Annotated in this window: 15 protein-coding genes; 7 read left to right on the top strand and 8 right to left on the bottom strand. The window is 43.5% G+C overall.

Going from position 1 to position 19,808, the window contains the following annotated elements; genetic code table 11:
• Nucleotides 1-47 precede the first annotated feature (47 nt).
• From BCT34_RS20855 to BCT34_RS20845, 3 genes are read left to right on the top strand one after another with little or no spacing between them, the layout of a single operon-like run.
• Complete coding sequence (locus tag BCT34_RS20855) at nucleotides 48-716, top strand: transglutaminase-like cysteine peptidase (RefSeq protein ID WP_076650530.1); 669 nt, start codon at nucleotides 48-50, stop codon at nucleotides 714-716.
• 5 nt (nucleotides 717-721) lie between these two features.
• On the top strand, nucleotides 722-2,632 hold the full coding sequence (locus tag BCT34_RS20850; RefSeq protein WP_076650528.1) for a LapD/MoxY N-terminal periplasmic domain-containing protein: 1,911 nt from the start codon (nucleotides 722-724) through the stop codon (nucleotides 2,630-2,632).
• Nucleotides 2,633-2,650: 18 nt separating this feature from the next.
• Complete coding sequence (locus BCT34_RS20845) at nucleotides 2,651-4,765, top strand: type I secretion system permease/ATPase (RefSeq protein ID WP_076650526.1); 2,115 nt, start codon at nucleotides 2,651-2,653, stop codon at nucleotides 4,763-4,765.
• 121 nt (nucleotides 4,766-4,886) lie between these two features.
• Here the strand turns inward: BCT34_RS20845 and BCT34_RS20840 are convergent, their stop codons facing one another.
• The 4 genes from BCT34_RS20840 to BCT34_RS20825 form a co-directional block, all read right to left on the bottom strand.
• The gene (locus tag BCT34_RS20840; RefSeq protein WP_076650524.1) at nucleotides 4,887-6,557 is read right to left on the bottom strand and encodes a FapA family protein; all 1,671 of its coding nucleotides are present in this window, start codon (nucleotides 6,555-6,557) and stop codon (nucleotides 4,887-4,889) included.
• Nucleotides 6,558-6,974: 417 nt separating this feature from the next.
• The gene (locus BCT34_RS20835; protein WP_076650521.1) at nucleotides 6,975-9,077 is read right to left on the bottom strand and encodes a GNAT family N-acetyltransferase; all 2,103 of its coding nucleotides are present in this window, start codon (nucleotides 9,075-9,077) and stop codon (nucleotides 6,975-6,977) included.
• A gap of 93 nt (nucleotides 9,078-9,170) precedes the next feature.
• Nucleotides 9,171-10,139, bottom strand: coding sequence for a ParB/RepB/Spo0J family partition protein (locus BCT34_RS20830; RefSeq protein ID WP_076650519.1), 969 nt, complete (start codon nucleotides 10,137-10,139; stop codon nucleotides 9,171-9,173).
• A gap of 5 nt (nucleotides 10,140-10,144) precedes the next feature.
• Entirely contained in the window at nucleotides 10,145-11,362 is a 1,218-nt protein-coding gene (locus BCT34_RS20825; protein WP_076650517.1) for a ParA family protein, read from the bottom strand.
• 1,260 nt (nucleotides 11,363-12,622) lie between these two features.
• On the opposite strand from BCT34_RS20825, the gene BCT34_RS20820 reads away from it, so the two are divergent.
• A complete protein-coding gene (locus BCT34_RS20820) occupies nucleotides 12,623-14,602 on the top strand; it encodes a replication initiator protein RctB domain-containing protein (RefSeq protein WP_057622681.1) in 1,980 nt (659 codons plus the stop codon).
• 399 nt (nucleotides 14,603-15,001) lie between these two features.
• Here BCT34_RS20820 and BCT34_RS20815 read toward each other — a convergent pair whose 3' ends face one another.
• The 3 genes from BCT34_RS20815 to BCT34_RS20805 are packed head-to-tail and all read right to left on the bottom strand — an operon-like array spanning nucleotide 15,002 to nucleotide 17,283.
• Nucleotides 15,002-15,520, bottom strand: coding sequence for a transcriptional regulator (locus BCT34_RS20815; protein ID WP_076650516.1), 519 nt, complete (start codon nucleotides 15,518-15,520; stop codon nucleotides 15,002-15,004).
• The gene (locus BCT34_RS20810; protein ID WP_076650515.1) at nucleotides 15,517-16,449 is read right to left on the bottom strand and encodes an ATP-binding cassette domain-containing protein; all 933 of its coding nucleotides are present in this window, start codon (nucleotides 16,447-16,449) and stop codon (nucleotides 15,517-15,519) included. Before BCT34_RS20810 ends, BCT34_RS20815 begins: the two co-directional genes overlap by 4 nt.
• 9 nt (nucleotides 16,450-16,458) lie before the next feature.
• Nucleotides 16,459-17,283: an ABC transporter ATP-binding protein gene (locus BCT34_RS20805; RefSeq protein ID WP_076650514.1), complete on the bottom strand. Its 825-nt coding sequence runs from the start codon at nucleotides 17,281-17,283 to the stop codon at nucleotides 16,459-16,461.
• 362 nt (nucleotides 17,284-17,645) lie between these two features.
• Between BCT34_RS20805 and BCT34_RS20800 the strand changes: the two genes are divergently transcribed.
• Complete coding sequence (locus BCT34_RS20800) at nucleotides 17,646-17,840, top strand: hypothetical protein (RefSeq protein WP_004736928.1); 195 nt, start codon at nucleotides 17,646-17,648, stop codon at nucleotides 17,838-17,840.
• A gap of 190 nt (nucleotides 17,841-18,030) precedes the next feature.
• Entirely contained in the window at nucleotides 18,031-18,582 is a 552-nt protein-coding gene (locus tag BCT34_RS20795) for an NADAR family protein (RefSeq protein ID WP_076650513.1), read from the top strand.
• A 170-nt stretch (nucleotides 18,583-18,752) separates the two neighbouring features.
• On the opposite strand, the gene BCT34_RS20790 is transcribed toward BCT34_RS20795, so the two are convergent.
• A complete protein-coding gene (locus tag BCT34_RS20790; protein WP_076650512.1) occupies nucleotides 18,753-19,511 on the bottom strand; it encodes a transporter substrate-binding domain-containing protein in 759 nt (252 codons plus the stop codon).
• Between the two features lie 87 nt (nucleotides 19,512-19,598).
• Between BCT34_RS20790 and BCT34_RS20785 the strand changes: the two genes are divergently transcribed.
• Nucleotides 19,599-19,808: hypothetical protein (locus BCT34_RS20785; RefSeq protein ID WP_133148378.1), on the top strand; the 210-nt coding region annotated here is incomplete at its 3' end.

Below are 19,808 nucleotides of genomic sequence, written 5' to 3'. Positions count from 1 at the left end.
CTTGATAACGCCTTTCAACACACAGTAAATAGACAAGAGAAGAGGCTATGAAGTCTCGAGTTTCTCTATTGCTGCTAGTCCTCACCTCTTTTACCTCTGGCGCTCTAAACAAGAGCGACCAAAGATGGATCGATGCCGTCACGCAAACCTATGGTGAGAGAGCCGGAAAGCGAGTGGCGACGTGGCGTTCAAATATGACGTCATACGATGGATTAAGTGAAAAAGAGAAACTCAGGTCGGTGAACCAATTCTTCAACCAAATGTACTTTGTCGATGACAACATACTGTGGGGAAAGAATGACTACTGGGCGACACCACTGGAGTTTTTAGGCAGCAACGCTGGTGATTGTGAAGACTTCACTATCGCAAAATATTTCTCTTTGCTTGAGCTGGGTGTGCCAGATAAGAAATTACGATTGGTGTACGTAAAAGCACTTGAGTTAAACCAATTCCACATGGTGTTGGCGTACTACTCAACACCCAGTGCAGAGCCACTAATTTTGGACAACTTAAACCCTGAAATTAAACGCGGTTCCAAACGCCCAGACCTACGACCAATTTACAGTTTCAACGGTAAAAACCTTTGGTTGATCAAGTCAGCGGCAGGCAGCGGTAAATTAGCAGGGAAATCTTCAAGATTGAGCTTATGGAACGACTTACGTTCACGTGAGCGCTCTCTAAAATTAAACAAACCCATTATCAATTACGATGAGTAGGTACAATGACTTTATATAAACAGCTTGTGGTCGGGATGGTTGCAGTGTTCATACTGTTGATGACGTCAGTTTTTATGATCGAATTCAATACCACCCGTGGATACTTAGAGGAGCAGCAACGCTCTGAGGTAAGTAATACCATTAATACTGTTGGACTGGCTCTCGCCCCTTACCTAGAAGAAAAGGACAAGGTGGCAGTGGAGTCTGTTATCAACGCCCTGTTTGATGGCAGTTCTTACTCAGTCGTTCGATTGATATTTCTCGACAGCGGTGAAGACATTCTCCGCTCATACCCTGTAAAGCCAACCGGTGTACCAGAGTGGTTTACCAACCTAAACCTGTTCGAGCCAGTTCATGATCGCCGCGTGATCACCAGTGGTTGGATGCAGTTGGCCGAAGTGGAGATTGTGAGTCATCCTGGTCCTGCCTACGATCAACTTTGGCAAGCATTCATCCGCTTACTGAGCATCTTTGGCACGATCTTCTTACTCGGTTTAGTCTCTATCTCTTGGATCCTTAAACGCGCTTTACGCCCTCTCTCGTTGATCATTACTAAGATGGATCAGATCGCCAAGAATCAGTTTGGCGAACCACTGGCTCGTCCGAAAACAAAAGACCTGATCTTAGTGGTTGATGGCATCAATCACATGTCGACTCAAGTTGAGTTGGCATTTAAGAACCAAGCGAAGGAAGCCCAGAAGCTACGTGAAAGAGCGTATATCGACCCAGTATCTCAGTTAGGTAACCGTGCTTACTACATGTCTCAGTTAACTCAGTGGTTAGAAGAGTCCAGTTTAGGTGGTTTAGCAGTACTTAAAGCTGAGTTTATTAGTGAAGAGTACGATGAAAAGGGTTACCAAGAAGGTGATGCCTTGGTTCATCAACTGGCTGAACAGCTGCAAGCATCAATTTCATCACCAGACATCACCATTGCTCGTATTTCGAGTGACGAGTTCGGCTTCATTATGCCAAACATTGATGAGAGCGAGCTTAAACTTGTCGCTAGCAGCATTGTAAACTGCATCCAAAGCCTAGGTTCGGACCCAACGGGCATGGCAAACCCACACATTGCACTAGGTGTGACATACAGCAACAAGCGCAAAACGAGTACCGAAATTATGTCGCTGGTGGATAATGCACTTTCAAGTGCCAAGGCGAACCGAGAGCTGGCTTACGGCTACGTAACCGCAGACGAACACGGAGCCGTAATGGGCAAACAACAATGGCGTATGTTGGTTGAAGAAGCGATCATCAACGACCTCATTACCTTCCGTCTGCAGGCTGCAAACAATGCCTTTGGCAAAACCTATCACCAAGAAGTGTTCTCAGCGATTGAAAAAGATGGTGTGCGTTACGGTGCCAACCAGTACCTATACGCGCTAGAACAGCTTGAAATGAGCCACATTCTCGACCAATACGTTATTGAGAAGATGATTGAAAAGCTGAATGCAAAAGAAGTAACCAGCCCTGTCGCTATCAATATCTCACCAAGCAGTATTTCTCAACCAAGCTTCATCCGTTGGATTGGTAAGACGCTTGAACAAAATGCCTCAATCGCTCATCTGCTGCATTTTGAGATTCCAGAAAACTGTTTCATTAACGTTCCGCACTACACGGCTCTATTGTGTAACACCATTCGTAACGCTGAATCAGTGTTTGGTGTTGATAACTACGGACGTAACTTCCAATCACTGGATTACATCAACGAATACCGTCCAAGTTATGTGAAGCTAGATTACCTATTCACACATAACCTTGATGATGAAAAACAGAAGTTCACCTTAACGTCGATCTCTAGAACCGCTCACAACCTAGGCGTAACTACCATTGCGTCTCGAATAGAAACTCAGACTCAGCTCGATATTCTGTCTGATAACTACGTAGAAGTGTTCCAAGGCTTCATTGTTGATAAATAGTTGTAAGGGTTATATCACATGCAAGATCCACTATTGAACTCACTGATCTACGTTAGCCGGTATTACGGGTTAGCTAACTCGCCAGAAGCGTTGGTCAATGGGCTGCCACTATCGGATGGAAAGCTAACCCCTTTCCTATTCCCTCGGTCTGCAGAGCGAGCGGGTTTAGTGGCGAAAGAAAACCGTTCCGACTTAGAAAAGATCCCTCATCTGATTTTGCCTGCGGTCTTACTGCTTAAACAAGGCGAAGCGTGCGTTCTCAACAGTATTGATTTAGAGAAGCAAGAAGCGGAAATCATTACTGCGGAAAGTGGAATGGTGCCCATCATCATTCCTATCGAAGAACTGAAAGAACAATTCATCGGCCGCTACTTCTTGGTAAAGAAACAGTTCCGCTATGATGAACGTTCACCAGAGGTTCTAAAAACACGCAAAGGTCACTGGTTTTGGAGCACCATTTGGGAATCTAAAAACATCTACCGAGATGTGTTAATAGCCTCCATTTTAATAAATGTGTTCGCCATTGCTGCGCCGATGTTTACACGCTTGGTATACGACAAAGTCGTACCCAACCTCGCCTTTGAAACCTTATGGGTGTTAGCGAGTGGTATCTTCGTCGTGTTCCTATTCGATTTGTTGCTCAAATTGATGCGAAGCTACTTCATTGACGTTGCCGGTAAGAAATCCGATATCCTCATTTCTTCTAAACTGTTCAGCAAAGTTCTGGGGATTCGTATGGAAGCAAAGCCTGCTTCTGTCGGTGCTTTTGCTAAAAACTTGCAAGAGTTCGAATCCATTCGAGAATTCTTTACCTCTGCAACCATTGGCTCGTTAATCGACCTACCGTTCGCATTGATGTTCTTGGCGTTAATTTGGTTAATGGCAGGAAACCTTGTGTTTGTGCCCGTTGCCGGGGTGGTCATTTTGATCATCTACGCGTTGCTAATCCAAGGTCCACTGCGCCGTACCATTGAAGAAGGTTCACGTCTTGCTTCGCAAAAGTACGCAAACTTAATTGAGAGTTTGGCAGGGTTAGAGACGGTTAAGCTGTTCAGTGCGCAAAGCCAATTCCAATTCCGTTGGGAAGAAGCCGTTGCTCACATGGCAAATTGGAATATCAAGAGTCGTCGTATTACCGACAGCATCCAAAACACCGCCGGCTTTGTTCAGCAAAGTACCAACGTAGGCATGATCATTTTTGGTGTGTATCTAATCGCAGAAGGTGAACTTACGATGGGTGGTTTGATCGCTGCGACCATGTTGAGCGGCCGAGCGATCGGTCCTCTTGTTCAACTATCTTTGCTTTCTACACGTTACAATCAAGCGAAGTCATCTATGACGTTGATAGAGCAAGTAATGTCGATGCCAGATGAACAAGAAGAAGGTAAGCGCTATATTCACCGCCCGATTATTCAGGGTCATATCGCACTAGATAAAGTAACGTTCCACTACCCAGATTCTCCCGTTGCTTCTATTAGGGATTTAACTCTGCATATCAAACCGGGTGAAAAAGTGGCGATCATTGGGCGTATTGGTTCAGGTAAAACGACACTAGAGCGCCTGATTATGGGCCTGTACAAGCCCACAGAAGGCCATGTACGCATAGATGACACCGATATGGAACAACTGCACCATGTCGACGTACGACGCAATATAGGCTGTGTACCGCAAGACAGTAACCTGTTCTATGGTTCGGTAAGAGACAACATCACATTAGGTCGTCCTTTGGTGGATGACCGCGATGTGATGGATGCAGCGAACCGTGCAGGCGTAACTGCGTTTACTCAGCAAGATCCTGCAGGTTTAGAACGCCAAGTGGGTGAAGGTGGTGCTTTGTTGTCTGGTGGTCAACGTCAGTCTATTGCGATTGCCAGAGCCTTCCTAGGCCGTCCTCCAGTGCTATTGATGGATGAACCAACGAGTGCGATGGATAACCGTTCAGAGATGCACATCAAGCACCAACTTAACCAGTTACTACCTAGTGAGACGTTAATTCTAATTACACACAAAACATCGATGTTGGACATTGTCGATCGAGTGATCGTAATGGAGAAGGGCTGCATTATTGCCGACGGTCCAAAAGGGCAAGTTCTATCAGACCTTAAACAAGGTAAGGTAAGAGCCGTTAGTTAAAGCGCTCAAGGCACCTAGTTAAATCATTATCAATAGATACCAAAAGGGGAGCATCAGCTCCCCTTTCTATTTACCCGTATCAGTACCTAGACATTACGCCACTTTGTATTCAACACAAGATCTACAAAGCAATGTCTTCTTGTTCCATCTTGAACGAGCATTGAATCTCGTATTGATTGAACGAGAAAACACTTCCACCATGCGTTCGCTTGGTAGTGACCGTCTCGTCACCAAACTGAATGGTCACTCGGGTATACACCTTTTCGTGTGCCTCTACTGTGCATTCTGCAAGGTTGGTTTCAAACTCCGCTTCAAGTGTGTCTAGCTGCGACTTAGTATTTTCAATTGCAAGATTGTTCTTCTCTCGTTGCTGCTCAATTTCTAACGCTTGCTCTTCGCTTCTCTCTGCTTTCGGACGCTTCTTAAATTCTAACTCTTGGCGAATCACACCCATGGTTTGCTCTTGAGCGTGTTTATACGTTTCCTTTAACTCGGCTATCTTTTGTCGGTAACCATCGTAGCGCGCAAAGCCATGTACTTTAGTGGCGGTATATCCCTCAACGCCTAAGAAGACACATTCTACTTTTCCGCCGACTTTAGCTTCTCCACCGCTGAGCGTGCCATGCTTTTTCAAGCTGTCCATCACGATCAGGTTGTTACCACAACGAATGTCATTGCTCATACTGTGTACACCAAGGCGTAGATCGTTGGCCGTTTGTAACTCGGCATTCTGTGCATAGCTTGCTGTGATAGAGCCTTTGCTAAATACCTTACAACTTTTTGGCTCACCCTCTTTGGTCGTATGGCCGATAATGCCTTTTGCAACTTTGATGTCACCCTGAGCTTGAACCTCTGCCGATTCGATAAAGCCACCCACCGTAATACTTCCAGTCGCCTTGACGATCATTCCCGGTTCGATGTTGCCAGAGACAAACACATTGCCTTTGAATTTAACGTGACCAGTTGAGACATCGACGTTGCTAACACACAAAGCGTCATCCACTTCGATGGTTCGATCTTTAATGATGGGTAACCCTGGGTATGAGGCGAGCAGTAAATTGGGATCATCAGGAGAAATGTAAGTGCCCTTTCCTGGCTTGATTAAACTGTCTTGCCCTGGAAGCGGTGGGATAATTCGACCTTGGACGGTAAAGCCAGCGATACCTTTGGTTGCGGGAGTGCGTTTCATTAAGTGATCATTTTGGCCAACGGTAATGGTTTGCCCCAAGTCTCGCATGTCAATTTTGCCTTCGTCTTTGCTACGAGGCTTCAATACTTGACGAGTAATATCTTCAACTAAGGCAGCAAACTTAGCGTCTTTACCCTTTACTGGTTGCGTCCCTTTAGCGACTGGCTGAGTAAACTTTTCTCCGGGCTTAAGTTTGCTACTCATCATCAGAACTTTCCTGAGCGCTAACTTATTAATTCCTTTTGTTATTTGAGCTTGAGATAAACAGTGGATAATGTCGCTACCACGCAGTGGGCGTCCATTGTATGGGCCAGTGACCACAAGACTCGCAAGCATTTCATCTTCAGACAGTTCGACCACAACATTGGCATTACGAACTTCGGCAATCAAGATTCCTTCATAAGCTTCACCCTTACCTTCTTTAGCAAGAGTAACGAAACGCAGAACCTCTTCTTCGAAAAGAAAATAGTTTGATGCATTCAAAGCTTCTAAAGTTGATGGCAGCGTCTTGTTATCAAAACTTGCATCAACCACAAACCCGGTTGGCAAACATGCCATCACCTGTTGCCTGTCTTCCGACAATGTAACGATGTTATCCCACATTCGAATTGAGTATCCCTAATGACTCAGTTGTTATTCAGTCTATATAATTCGTTCTGCGCTGAGTATCACATTATTAGAATAATCAGCGTCACATCACTTACTTTCGATTCTGCAAACATGACTCATAAATAAGACTGACGCATTTTATGAACTGCTTCGCCTTTACAAATACATAGATAAATTTTTCTCAATATTTTGGTGCGATTGAATGTTGAATAGATGTTGGTACAAGGTATTAACGGCGAAAGGTTTAGAAGATTAGAGGCTGTCACGAAGAGATGAAACAGAAGTGATGACGCTTAGAGTCAGGGTGAACATATTTAGATATGGAGTTTCAGTTTACAGTGTAAATCCAAGATTCTAATTTACACTGTAAATCTAATTTGTAGCGGTCTGTTTATTTAAATGATAGTCATGCTATTTACACTGTAAATTTGCTAGCAAAGCATCGATGTCTTTACGAAACTGGAACTCTGCTTGTTTACGACCAACAAAATTAAACTGCTCGACGCAAGTCCCCCACTCTTTCTGTTGAACGACCTTTGCGATGAGCAAATCAGAAATACTGGCTCCTCGAACATTACAGAGCAGAATCAAGTTCAATACGCTGAAGCTAATCGAATCATAACTATTACCACCGTTAACGTAACTTTTGACCAACTGAACTTCAAACTCGCTAACGGTCTGGAAACTGTTTGGTAGTAGTGCGCGCACCATATCGGTTTCAAGTGAAATCAAAGAACCAGAAACAAGAAAACAATAGCTACGCTCGAAATGATTTTGAATTTGGTCAATCCAACTTTGCGAGTTTGAGTTAAGCGCCTTAACCATCAACACCGAGTGACAGCCACTTGACTGATCTCGCTGGTGGCCAATATGAACAGGCACAAATTCACTATCACGCCAGAAGGAAATCAAATCACTGGTCGCACCGAAGCTTGTCGCCAAATAATCAGCTTGCTCTGTTTGTACCGTTGTCTCAGAGAATTGCTCTAACATCCAACGGCCAATACCCAAACCTTGATGAGCAGTTGAAACAGCAATACGCATAACTCGAAGGCAACGACTGGTAGCCGCCTGAGCGCAACCAAGTTGGTTTGCCAATAATACTGGAGCGAGATGCCCCTGAGGTCTGCGTTTTCCAATTTGAATTTGGGCAATCAACTCGCTTTCCAAACCGCCCTCTTCCGTCACTAACATACAACCTAAGCATTTATCTTTATGCCAAGCAGCACACAAGCGAATTGCTGGATTGTTGAGAAACTGCATTAGGTCATTCGGCGAAGTCTGATAGTGCGCGTCCACAAGAAGAGAAAAACATTGTTGTAGTAAGTCAGGATTCACTAAGCATTCTGCTTTTGACAACTCGACCAAGTTTAATTGATTACTTATTTCAGCAGAAAAGCTATCTAGTTCATGAACCACCGAGTCACTCAGTGATGCGTCATTACCAAGTAAAAAACAATCAAATAACCAAGCTTCTAGCGGATCATTGTTATTCCAACGAATCGGCTGTTCGAGCTTAAACCCTTTCCATCCGGGACGATGCTCAGAAAGCCAAGATTCAAACTTAATACCAAACCCACGTCCACTGCCCTCATAACCGTGTATCGTGGTTGAAAAAACCATGCGGTGATAAATATCGACCATGGATTTGAGCATTGGAATTGGAATTGCAGCCGCTTCATCAACTAATAGCAGATCACAATCTGGTTTGGATTTAAGTAATTCATCTGGCGCGACGAATCGTAAACTGCCACCTTGATAACGAATGTGGGTAGCGTTGACCACTTTGTAGGGCTCTAACCCTTGGCAAGCATGAGAAAATATAGGCTCCACCGCTTTCACCGAAGGTGCTGTAACAACAATATTAAACCCGTCACGCTCGGCTAACAGCTGCGCTGCAGCAATTCCTAATGTCGAGCTCTTACCATGCCCTCTATCCGCAGTGAGAATCAAAGGACGTTTACGATGTCCAGACACCACTTTTTTCACCAACTCAACCGCCGTTCGTTGCTGTTCAAATTTATCCAATTCATTTTTGACGCTGTGCTTCTGAGGAAGAGCTTGAGTCGCTTGAACGAGAGAAGCTGCTTCATTGTGCTGTGAAACAGAGATCAGTTTATCGAAATGGAGTTTCAACCAAGGTTGACCATAGCTTTTGCTATCTTCAGTGTCATCAACCTTTGGCGGCAACACCAACAACAGTCCTCCACCGACTAACGAACCCAAAGCGGCACTAAAACCATTCGCATCAAACTGCTCTCTAAAATCACACACAAGAACTTGGCATTCACGACCAAGCAGCTGTTGGCCTTTTTTAACTGGAACATGAATCACACCTTCAAATGGCGTACCGCCAATTTGGAAGATACTTGCAGCGTGAGAGTTTTGAAGGAAGGAAAAAATAGCAGAGTTTTGCCAATCAAAATCGCCATTAAAGACCACGCCATAACGGTGATCGTTATGCTGAGCAATAATAGAAAGTGTATGCAGAAAAGTGTTGGTTGGGTTTGTCATAGTTAGCGTCCAGATTCATCTAAACACAGTTTATCACAGCCAAATAAAAAGCCGCATAAAGCGGCTTTAGAGGAGTAATGAAAAGTCGTCGACTTAGTCGAGCTTCGATTGTACAAAGGCGAGGATTTCTTCCATTGTTGCATCATCAACTTTCTTAAGGTTCAACGCTAAGTTTGAACCCTTACGGCTGTATGATGCGCGGCCCTTAATAAGCTCTACTTTTGGAGAAGCTTTCTTCGCTGGCGCCAATTCAAGAATCCAACCTTCCAACGTTTCTGTCACGTCTTTGGTTAGACGAGTTACGCCTTGAGCTTCGCTACGCTGCCATACGAAACCTTCAGAAGCGTCACACTTAGTCAGTAGTGTTTGCTGCTGTTCACTCGTCAATCCACCAAACTGCTTGTGTAGTTTAACAATGGTTGGACGACCAAGGTCGCTCACATTTGGATAAGCTTGTAGCAATTCAAGTGGTAAAGCGGCCGCTTTCAATGCACCACTCACCAAAGCTTCACTACACTGGAACATCTTTGCTAGTGCTTTTTGGTCTTCCGCTTCGCCTTGATCCAGCTTCGCTTGCATCTCTTTGCCCTTCTCGTAAAGAGAAAGCGGTTTATGAGCGTTAGCTACGTCTGATAGGAACTTAGCGTGTTCGCCGTTAATGTTTTCAGCAACATAGATTAGGAACTCTTTGTCAGCCAAAATACACGACATACGGCGACGGCTACCATCAAGAACTTCAATCTTACCGTCTTTGTTCTTACGACCAACCGCAGGGTATTGCTGACCACGTTCTTTTAATGTTGTAAGAACATCAGAAAGCGCGTGCTCGTTTAAGAAGGATTGCTCACGAGCATTCTCTTCAAAAACAACGGTACGAGTTGCCACTTCAGAAGCAGGAATTCGTACCAATTCAAATGAAACCAAATCTTCGCCAGCAACAGAAAGCTCGATCACTTGAGCCTGTTCTTTAGCCGCAGTTTGCGCTTCTTGAGGCGTAGCAACACGACGTTTGTTCGCCTTACCAAATAGCTTTGCATTTAAGTCAGATGTTTTAATTGCCATTGTTGTTATCCCTGATTAAGTGAAGGCCAGTTGCTGTGTAATACACGCTCTAACTCTAGAGCACTTTTTTGTACTGCGTCTTGAGCAACAGCTAGAGTTTTCTTGCCGCCCTCAAAATCACTCACCGTTAGATCAAAAACCGTGCTGTAAGTATCGGCACAGGTTTCGAAAGCACGGCTTCTTGGAATGGTTGCCATCATTACTTGGTCGTTCAACAGGTAGTTCATTTCAGTCAGAACTGACACTTGTTTCTTGTTGTCGTCTTCAAACATGGTCGGCATTAGACGAACAAATTCGAGCCCTTTCCAGTCATCCGGGAACATTTCGTAAACCGTTGGTAAGTGCTGGAAGAAGTTAACCGTTGAAGCCCAGTCCAAACGCTTAGCCGCGCATGGAATCAGAAGTGCGTTCGACGCGTACATTGCATTCCACACTAGAGGGTCAACGTGCGGGCCGGTATCGATCATAATCACATCAAAATCATCGGCAATTTTGTCGATAAGCTTCTCTTTTAACAGACGAACAATATCAAGAGACTGATCTTTAGAAAGGCTTTGCCACGCTTCAGCGTTGAACATCGCATCTTCTGGAAATGCAGAAATTGTCTTCAGGTTTGGATACTGAGTTGGCAACAACACGTTCTTACGAAGAAATTCTAGGTCTACGTCTTGGCCTTCCGGCACGTTGTCTAACATGATATCGACTGCAGAATAGATACTGTCGTGCTCTGCCCCACTAATTTGCGGGTTTAAGAACAGACGTAATGAACCTTGTGGATCCAAGTCAATCAGACAGATACGGTAGCGCTTATCTAGATTCAGAGACAAACAAGCTGCTAAATGAACCGCTGTCATTGATTTACCTGTACCACCTTTCTGGTTCTGTACATTGATAATCCATGGTTTGTTGTCAGCATGCTGCTTACGTTGGTGGAACTTTGGCACTTCTGCCGCGTCCATCAACATGTGAGCTTCTGTCAATGAAATCGAGTAATGATTGGCGTTGTTCTTTGTAAATTGATGACCATCAGCTTCAAGCTTAGTAATCGCTTCGTCTAATTTACGACGCGTTAAACCAGAACGAGTCTCCATCATAGCTTTAGACATTGGAGGGAAATGTTCATCACTTCGCTCTTCCAAAATAATCTCAATTCGGTCAGCCTGAACTTGTTGAGTTTGTTCGGCCAGCTGATAGAGCTTATCAATCGTTTGTTCTCTTTTCATTGCCAGTTTCCGTAATGATTAACTAACTACAAATTGTACAGCGATTAACAACAAACACAACAAAAACATGAACATACATTTATGAGTAAAATCACATAAAATAGACGTCGTTTTTACAATTTGATGAAACATCGCCTTAGACAAACACAAAAAACAACCAATTTGATTATGTATAACCGTGTTATTTCTACCTTACATTTAAAATGTTACAGCGTCACCTATTTACAATGTAAATGGAATTTCAGTGAAAAACCTTCGGAACGATTGAAATACAAGCATAGATTACGGTTGGTGTGATTTGCATTCGAATTTATAGATTTTCAATCCAATAGAAGTTAAAGAACGCTCAATGAACAAAAGAATCAAAACCGACGGAAAGGTGGAGTATCTAAAAACAATAGAGAATTGGCGTTTGACCGGAAGAATGATCATGGCATACATCTAATGTAAGATAATTAATAACGTCAAATTATGAAGCATGATCAAGGCGTAAACTTAACAATATTGATCCGAGTAACTGCACATTAGAAATGATCAACCTCCGGAAAAATGATCAAGTAAATATCGTTCCGGAAGCATATAATTTAACAGCTAAATTACGGACAAATGCTTTTGCAATGGGGATTCAACGCCTATAGGGGCTCAATGATTGAAAATTCAATCTACACAGACCGAGAATACACAAACATGACAATTTCATGATCATGCTTCCTAGCTAATCCCAGCAGCGTTGAATCCATCAAAACAAATTCATTTTCATCGGACACTGACCAAATTTTGCACTCAATAGGGTAGGAACGATAAAAACGACGCTCTCTTGATCATTGTTCCGATTGATTGGCCGCCAAAAGTATCCATAAAGACAAGTCAAAAGCGAATTAGAAACCGATGTTGAATTCCGATCTGTGGATAAGCTGTATAAGTATAATGATCATGCTTTCGAATCAATAATGATCATGCTTACAATGACTTAATGATCATCGTTCTGATGTTCTATGATCATGCTTTCTCTCGTTTTATGATCATTGTTTCGGGCCCTTTATGATCATGCTTTCCAAGCGGATTTATTTTAACACTTAAAATTCAGAAACTTAAAAGCAAATTAACGCCCAGATCATTAGATCACTTAATCATTTAAGATCATATTAATCAAAAAGATCAGTTATTTAAAAGCCAATAAATTCTCTTTATTTATGATCATTCTTTCTTTATCATTCAGGAACTATAGTGAAATTACGGTTAGTGTGATACGGATCAAAAATGAAACCAGAAGAGAAATTGTTAATTAAGGCACGAAGCCACAAAGATGGTCATTTATTTGAGGTATCTGAAACAGCTGTTGAATGGATAGAACAATATCAACACTTCAAAGGTGTCACCAAAAGCATAGTTGAACTTCTCAACCTAATTTCACTTCGTGGGTTTAGCAGCAAAGACGGGTACGTTTCCACCACTGAGATTATTGAATCAACGGATGGTCAAGTAACTCGCGCGGCCTTACAACAAAGGCTGAGAGCAGCAGTAAACATCGGATTATTCAAGCAAATTCCCGTTCGCTTTGAAGAAGGCCTTGCTGGAAAAACCATGCTGCACCGTTTTGTGAACCCAAACCAATTGATATCGGTATTGGGTGCCACCAGCTTAGTGACAGAAAGCGTGAAGCAAAATGAAAAACAAAAGCGTTCTAAAGCCCTAGCTCAAACTAAAGTAAACAAGCGCTTACTGAATGAACATGGACTGAATACCCCACCAACGATGAAAGATGAAGCCGATCAATTCATTGTTTCGCCAACCAATTGGGCGGGGATTATTGATCAAGCGTTAGCGCCACCTAGAACTCGAAAGAGCTACCAGAAATCTATGGTTTCGATCTCTGGTACTCGAGCTGTGATCGAGACTCGATCTTCTAAAAATATCATGACCGTTGACGATCTGATGACGCTATTCGCGTTATTTACACTCACCGTCCAATATCATGATCATCACCAAGATGATTACCATCTAGACGCGAAACACACGCCGAATAAAACACCACTCTACATCACTGATATTTTGTCTTTGCGTGGTAAGAAAGACAGCGGTCCAGCACGTGACTCGATCCGTGACAGTATTGATCGTATCGAATTTACGGATTTCCAACTGCACGAGCTTACAGGCCGTTGGCTTAGTGAGAACATGCCAGAAGGCTTTAAGAGTGATCGTTTCCGCTTCTTAGCGAGAACCATTACCGCATCGGAAGAAGCGCCTACAGAGGGCTCTGACGGCGAAATTCGCATTAAACCGAACCTATACATCCTAGTTTGGGAGCCTTCGTTCTACGAAGAGCTGCTGACGCGTGATTATTTCTTCCTATTTCCGCCAGAAATCCTCAAGCAACATACCTTGGTCTTCCAAATGTATTCGTACTTTAGAAGCCGTATGGCGCGTCGCCATTCAGATTGCATGCTGCTTAGCGAGCTCAATCAAAAACTAGCACGTAATATTGATTGGCGTCGTTTCTCGATGGATCTGATCCGCGAGCTAAGAAAGCTGGGTGAAGTTGGGGATCAGGAAGATACCTTCTTAGTTAATCTTTGGGGGTATCATTTGACGATCACCGCGTTGATCGAAAAAGGCAAAACGACCGATTATCAAGTTGATATCAAATGCAACGTGGAAGAAGTACTGCGTTATTCAAGAGCACGTACCACCAACGCCGGTAAACGTAACATGGCACCAACGTTACCCAACCCACTGCGTAACGAGATGGTATCTAAGCAGAAGCTGGAAGAACTGTCTGAGATTATCGATGGTGAGTTTGAACCCATTCAGCGCAAAGCACCGTCGCCAAGAGGCAAATTGGGACGTCGAGTTAAGCAGCGTAAACACTCTGTTGAGATAAACGCTGACGAGATCATGATTACTCTCTCTAAATATACCTCTGCAGAGGCTCTAGAACGCAGTATAACGGCTTTATCCGCAATGACAGGGCACTCACATGCTTCAATCAAAGAAGAGTGCTCAGAGCTTATTGAGAAGCTTGATTGGTTGAGAGTAGGGGAGGACGTTATCCCATACGAAACACTGAGTCGTTTGATCGAGCTTTACAACGACCGTGATAGCACCAGCAATCGTCACCTGTCCATTGAACGTTTGATCTCGGGTTTAGCTGTGCGTCGTAAAGTGTGTAAACAAGTTCATGAAGGTCACTTAGACGAAAATGTGTTCCTTGCGCTCGACGAAATGGCGATTGGGCACTAGCCACCACTTAGCAGCTAGAAGTCAGTATTTTCGCCGCTGAATGGATAGTTTTGAACACATTAGGTGCTGATTAAAATCGCACCTAACGCTGACAAAGTGATGACAATGTAACGCATCCAGTTGATTATTATTTATCCCGAATAGACAACCTTTGTCCTTTCTTATGATTAATAGATTGGCTCATATTTTGTTACATCATACTGAATAGATTTTTGCGAGTTCCTAAGGGACTCGCTTTTTTTTGCCTGAAATTAATTAATCATTAAAATTCAATAATTTAAAGTCTGGCTGCAATGAATTTTCGTTCTAAAGCCCGAAGCATGATCAAGGTTAGATCATGCGTTCTAGGGATCCAACTTTGATGAGGCTTTGAATTGATATTGATCGACAAAGGCTTGATCAATGGAGTTGGTGCTGAATATTGCCTTGATCATCGTTTCGAGGGTGGGTTGCCATAAAGCGCACATGTGCTTCGATCAATTTTTCTGATTCTGCTTTCCAACGTGGCTCTTGTTGTTGGTTGGTAAACTCCAGCGCCAATACACACAAGTGTTGCAACCGCTGCGCGCACCACTCTTGTAAGTCTGGTTCTGATTTTGGGTCGCATGACACACCTTGTAGCTTGCTGTAAGCAAACATCAGGTATTGGTAGGCCTTTTCTTTATAGCTTGAGTTACTGGCCCCTTGCGAAGCTGACTTCGGATCTGATGAATTTGCAAGGTGGCGGTAGAAAGTAAAGATTCTCAGGCACCCGTCTAACCAACATGCGATGCCTTTGCTCTGTTCATCGGTGATCAACGGCCCCCAGAGTGCATCTGGAGGCGTTAAGATCAAAGGTTCTAACCGGTCCACTTGATCATGCTTTCGGTCTTTGTACCAATCTCCGATCCGCTCTAACCAAGTGTCTAGTTCATTCATGCGACGTTATCCCACTGTTTTACAAAGTGATTATCAGCAACTTGTTTGATTTCATGCTGTATTTCGCAGCTCTGCTCTCGAATTCGATCTGCGTCTATCGAATAGTTTGGTTCATTTTTGACGAGTTCGCCAAATGGCAGATCAGGATCAGGTACAGCAGAGATCAACAGCTTGGTGTACGGGTGTTGTGGATTAGTTAAGATCGATTGTGTTGAGCCCCATTCAACGATCTGCCCTTTGTACATCACTGCTGTCTCTTCTGCGATGTAATGGGCCGTGGCAAGGTCGTGGGTTATGTACAAAAAGCCAATTCCTAACTCTTGCTTCATTTTTTGCATCAGGTTCAACACACCAAGTCGAATCGAGACGTCTAGCATTGAGGTTGGTTCATCAGCGAGGATAACTTCAGCGCCAACGGCCAGTGCTCTTGCTAGGTTAACCCTTTGTCTTTGGCCTCCACTGAGCTCGTGAGGGTATTTGGCGAGAGTTTCTATGGGTAACTCCACCAGCGTTAATAACTCTTTGAGGCGCTCTGTGAGAGCCTGTTTGGTGGCAACTTGCTTATGGATCTTAAGCGGGCGTGTTAAATGGTGCTCTATGGTATGAGTTGGATTGAGTGAGCCAAACGGGTCTTGAAACACCATTTGCACACGGTTGCGATAATCCAAGATATCTTTACGACTTTTAAGCGTAGAGATATCTCTGCCTTTGAACAGTATCTCTCCTTCGGTCGCAGGGTAAACCTTGGTCATCAATCGCGCGCAGGTGCTTTTCCCGCAGCCAGATTCACCAACCAGTGCCAGTGTTTTGCCTGCATGTAAGTCAAAACTCACCCCATGCAGTGCTCTAAATATCTCTTCTTTGCCAAACCCACCGCCAACAGTGAATTCTTTAACGAGGTTTTTTACTTGGAAAATTGGTTGTGACATAGAGCTCTCCTAGCACGCCGTCGCGTGAGCATGTTCGTGAATATTAGGGAAAGAACTCCATAGCTTTTGGGTGTAGGAGTGTTGAGGGTTGTTACGAATCTCATGGGCCTGGTTGATCTCAACTATCTGGCCGTGGCGCATGATGGCAATGCGATCACATAGCTGGCTCATCAATGCGAGGTCATGGGTGATGAAGAGTATCGAGAAACCAAACTCCTCTCTGAGTTGGTGTATCTGCTGCAGAATCTCGCGTTGTACAACTACATCCAGTGCTGTAGTGGGTTCGTCCATGATGATCAGCTTCGGGTTGAGGGCGAGAGCGATGGCAATCACCAAGCGTTGACGCATGCCGCCACTGAATTGATGCGGGTATTCGGTTAGGCGCTGACGAGGAATATTGACAAGGTCGAGCAGTTTCTCGGCGCGATCTTTGGCCTGTTCATTACTCATGCCTTTGTGATGACGCAGAACGTCCGCAAACTGTTCTTCAATGGTTAATACTGGGTTGAGTGAATTCATCGCGCTTTGGAAGACCATCGCGATCTCACTCCAACGCAAGGTATTCAAATGGCTATCCGATAAGCTCAGTAGATCTTGTCCACCAAATAGAATTTGGCCTCCTGAAATGAAAGCCGGCGGCTTATGTAGGCGGTTAATGGCAAATGCGATGGTGCTTTTACCACAACCTGATTCTCCGGCTAGGCCGAAAATCTCGCCTTGGCCTATGCTAAAGCTAACGGATTTTACTGCATTGAAATCACCATCATCGGTGATGTAGTCGACACATAGATTCTTCACTTCGAGAAGTGGTTTATCTGAATTTTCCACAGACATGATAAATACTCAGTTATGATATTGATAACTATTATCATTAACATGTGTTGGATTTAGTGAAAGCGACGAGCGCAAAAAGGATGAAGTGACTCGAAATTTATCTTGGGTTCTTTCACGGAATTTCAGCAGGAAAGAGGCATTGGAAGAGGGGAAAATGAGAGTTGGATCAAACCACATTTTTTATGGGGAATCTTTTAAATGTAATTGCAGAAAATGGCTTTGGCAAAGTTTAAATGAGGCATTTGTTAATTAGCTTTTCGAAGCGTCGGAATCATCACACTTCAGTACAGAATTTCTTAACAAGCGAAAAAGCATTTGCTACAGATTACCTGTCCATTACATGGTGCTTTTCGGAGGAAAACATGTCCATTAATTCTATTAACCATGATGAAATGACAAATATTGCAAACAAGTGGGATGCTGAAGAAGAAGTATCTTTCAAACCAGAAAAGAAAATGAAGTCTGCTGAAGCTCGTCGTCGTATCGAGGCTCTAAGAGAAATTAGAGAAAGCGGTTTGAGTCTGGAAGAAGCGAGGGAGCTAGGTCTTATTCACTAATAATCCCCATTGCATTAGGAAGGGTGGCACAATGTCACCCTTTGATTTATAAGTACTTTTCTCATTGTTCCTCTCTAGATTAAATCAATACCTTGATCCGCCACCCCACAGTTCCGTTTAGCTGATTCTTTCTGACATGACGTTATTCAGATGAAAAATATGCACAGGGCATACTCTTGAACCAAGTTGTTTGACAGCAATATACAACGCCACTAATTTTAAAGTTAAAGCAAAAATATGCTACGTCGTTGGTAAGGAGAAGGCTATGTCTAATTCTGTGGCTCAAGCTGAAGAAGTCTTGTTTTATGAACCCGAAGATCCGAACGGATACCTCTCAAATTTTGCCGCTTGTCCTATCAAGGTGGATGACCAAGTTTGGGCTACCAGCGAACACTATTATCAAGCGATGAAGTTTGCTTCTAAAGCGCTACGTAATACCATATTGGAAGCCAGCACACCTGCAGAAGCATTCTCCTTAAGTCGTGACTATGAAGATCAAGATCAAGTTCGAGAAGATTGGTATGACATTCGTGTTGAAGTGATGCAGTTCATTGTCACCGAGAAGTTCAGACAGAATCCACAATTTGCGCTGTTTCTTACCAATACCGGAGATTCTTTGATCAAAGAACATTCCCACAAAGACCATTTTTGGGGAGATGGCGGCGATGGAACCGGCGAGAACCATTTAGGCAAAATTCTGATGGCTGTGCGTCAACAACTTCATCTAATTGCTTCGGACTAATTAATCGATTCAAATCGCGGGTATATTTTTGGCTGCCCCTAAACACATATTGAAAAGGCCGCCCTGTAATTTAGCCTATGAGCTAAGCAGGGCGGCCTTTTGAGTTTTTAAGAGTCGTGCAGCGAAGATAATGTAAAGCTTTTAGGTTGTGTTACATCGTTGGTTTGGCGTTATAAGTAACTTTGTACGATGTCATCGAGTCGACCATCGTCTTTCATTTGATCGAGGCGTTGGTTGATAAAGCTTTGCAGCTCGGGATCCATCTCAGGGTCAAACGCCAAATGTATAGGGTAGTTATTGATTACAGAGCCAAACTCTTGCATCTGGTAGTCATCAATATTTAGCTTCTGCTCGTTTAGGTTGTATTTGATTCTCGATTCCATTTCTACAAATACGGTGTCACCGGGAGCACGGTTTAACACGCGAAAAGCGGCGGTATAATCTTTTACTCGAATCTCATTGAGCTTGCCTTGTTGGATGTAAGGCTCCAAGTTCGGGTATTCAAACCCCACCAGCAAAACCACTGCTTTTCCGTCTAGATCATCAATGGTGTTGAACTCAAATGGCTTTTTACCGCTACTCAGTAATACATGTTTTACATTGTAAATCGGATCTTCAGACAGGTTCACAGATTGGATGTTTCCCCAACTCGGGCTGCCATAGGTTACCCAGTTAGGGTTCTCTCTTGCATCAAGCTTGTCGATCATTCGATTAAAAGGGTAGGTGTGGTAGTTGATCTCATATTGGCTGTCATCAAACACGGCTTCCACAATATCTGAAACCATTCCTCTGTGAGATGACCCGTCAGTTTCGATCTGAAAAGGTTGCGCTTGGCTCGCAATAATGTAGTAGTGAAGAGGTTCGCTTGCAAAAGCATAACTGCTTGAAAACAAACTGACTATGGATGCAAAGATAAGATGTTTTTTCATAACCTTCCCTAGTTATTTGATGAATGACTACTATTATACTAGTTGAGTAATTGTAGTTTACTGGATAACAATAATGGTAATTTTTGTATGGTGAAAAAAGGAAAACGCTATATTGGACTTTCCCGACAGTTGATCGGGGTCATCATCGCAATCAGCACCTTATTCACAGTTATAGTGACAGGTCTCGGGTTGTATGTGGAGTACCAAAGTCGAGTTTCTTTTATCAGCGCTCAGGTCGAACAGGTAAAGGACGGTTATCTCTCTGGTTTAACGTCCAGCTTGATGTTTAGCGATTTC

It is taken from the genome of Vibrio sp. 10N.261.45.E2 (assembly GCF_002875705.1).
Classification (GTDB): Bacteria; Pseudomonadota; Gammaproteobacteria; order Enterobacterales; family Vibrionaceae; genus Vibrio.
This window is presented reverse-complemented; position numbering and strand designations above follow the sequence as displayed.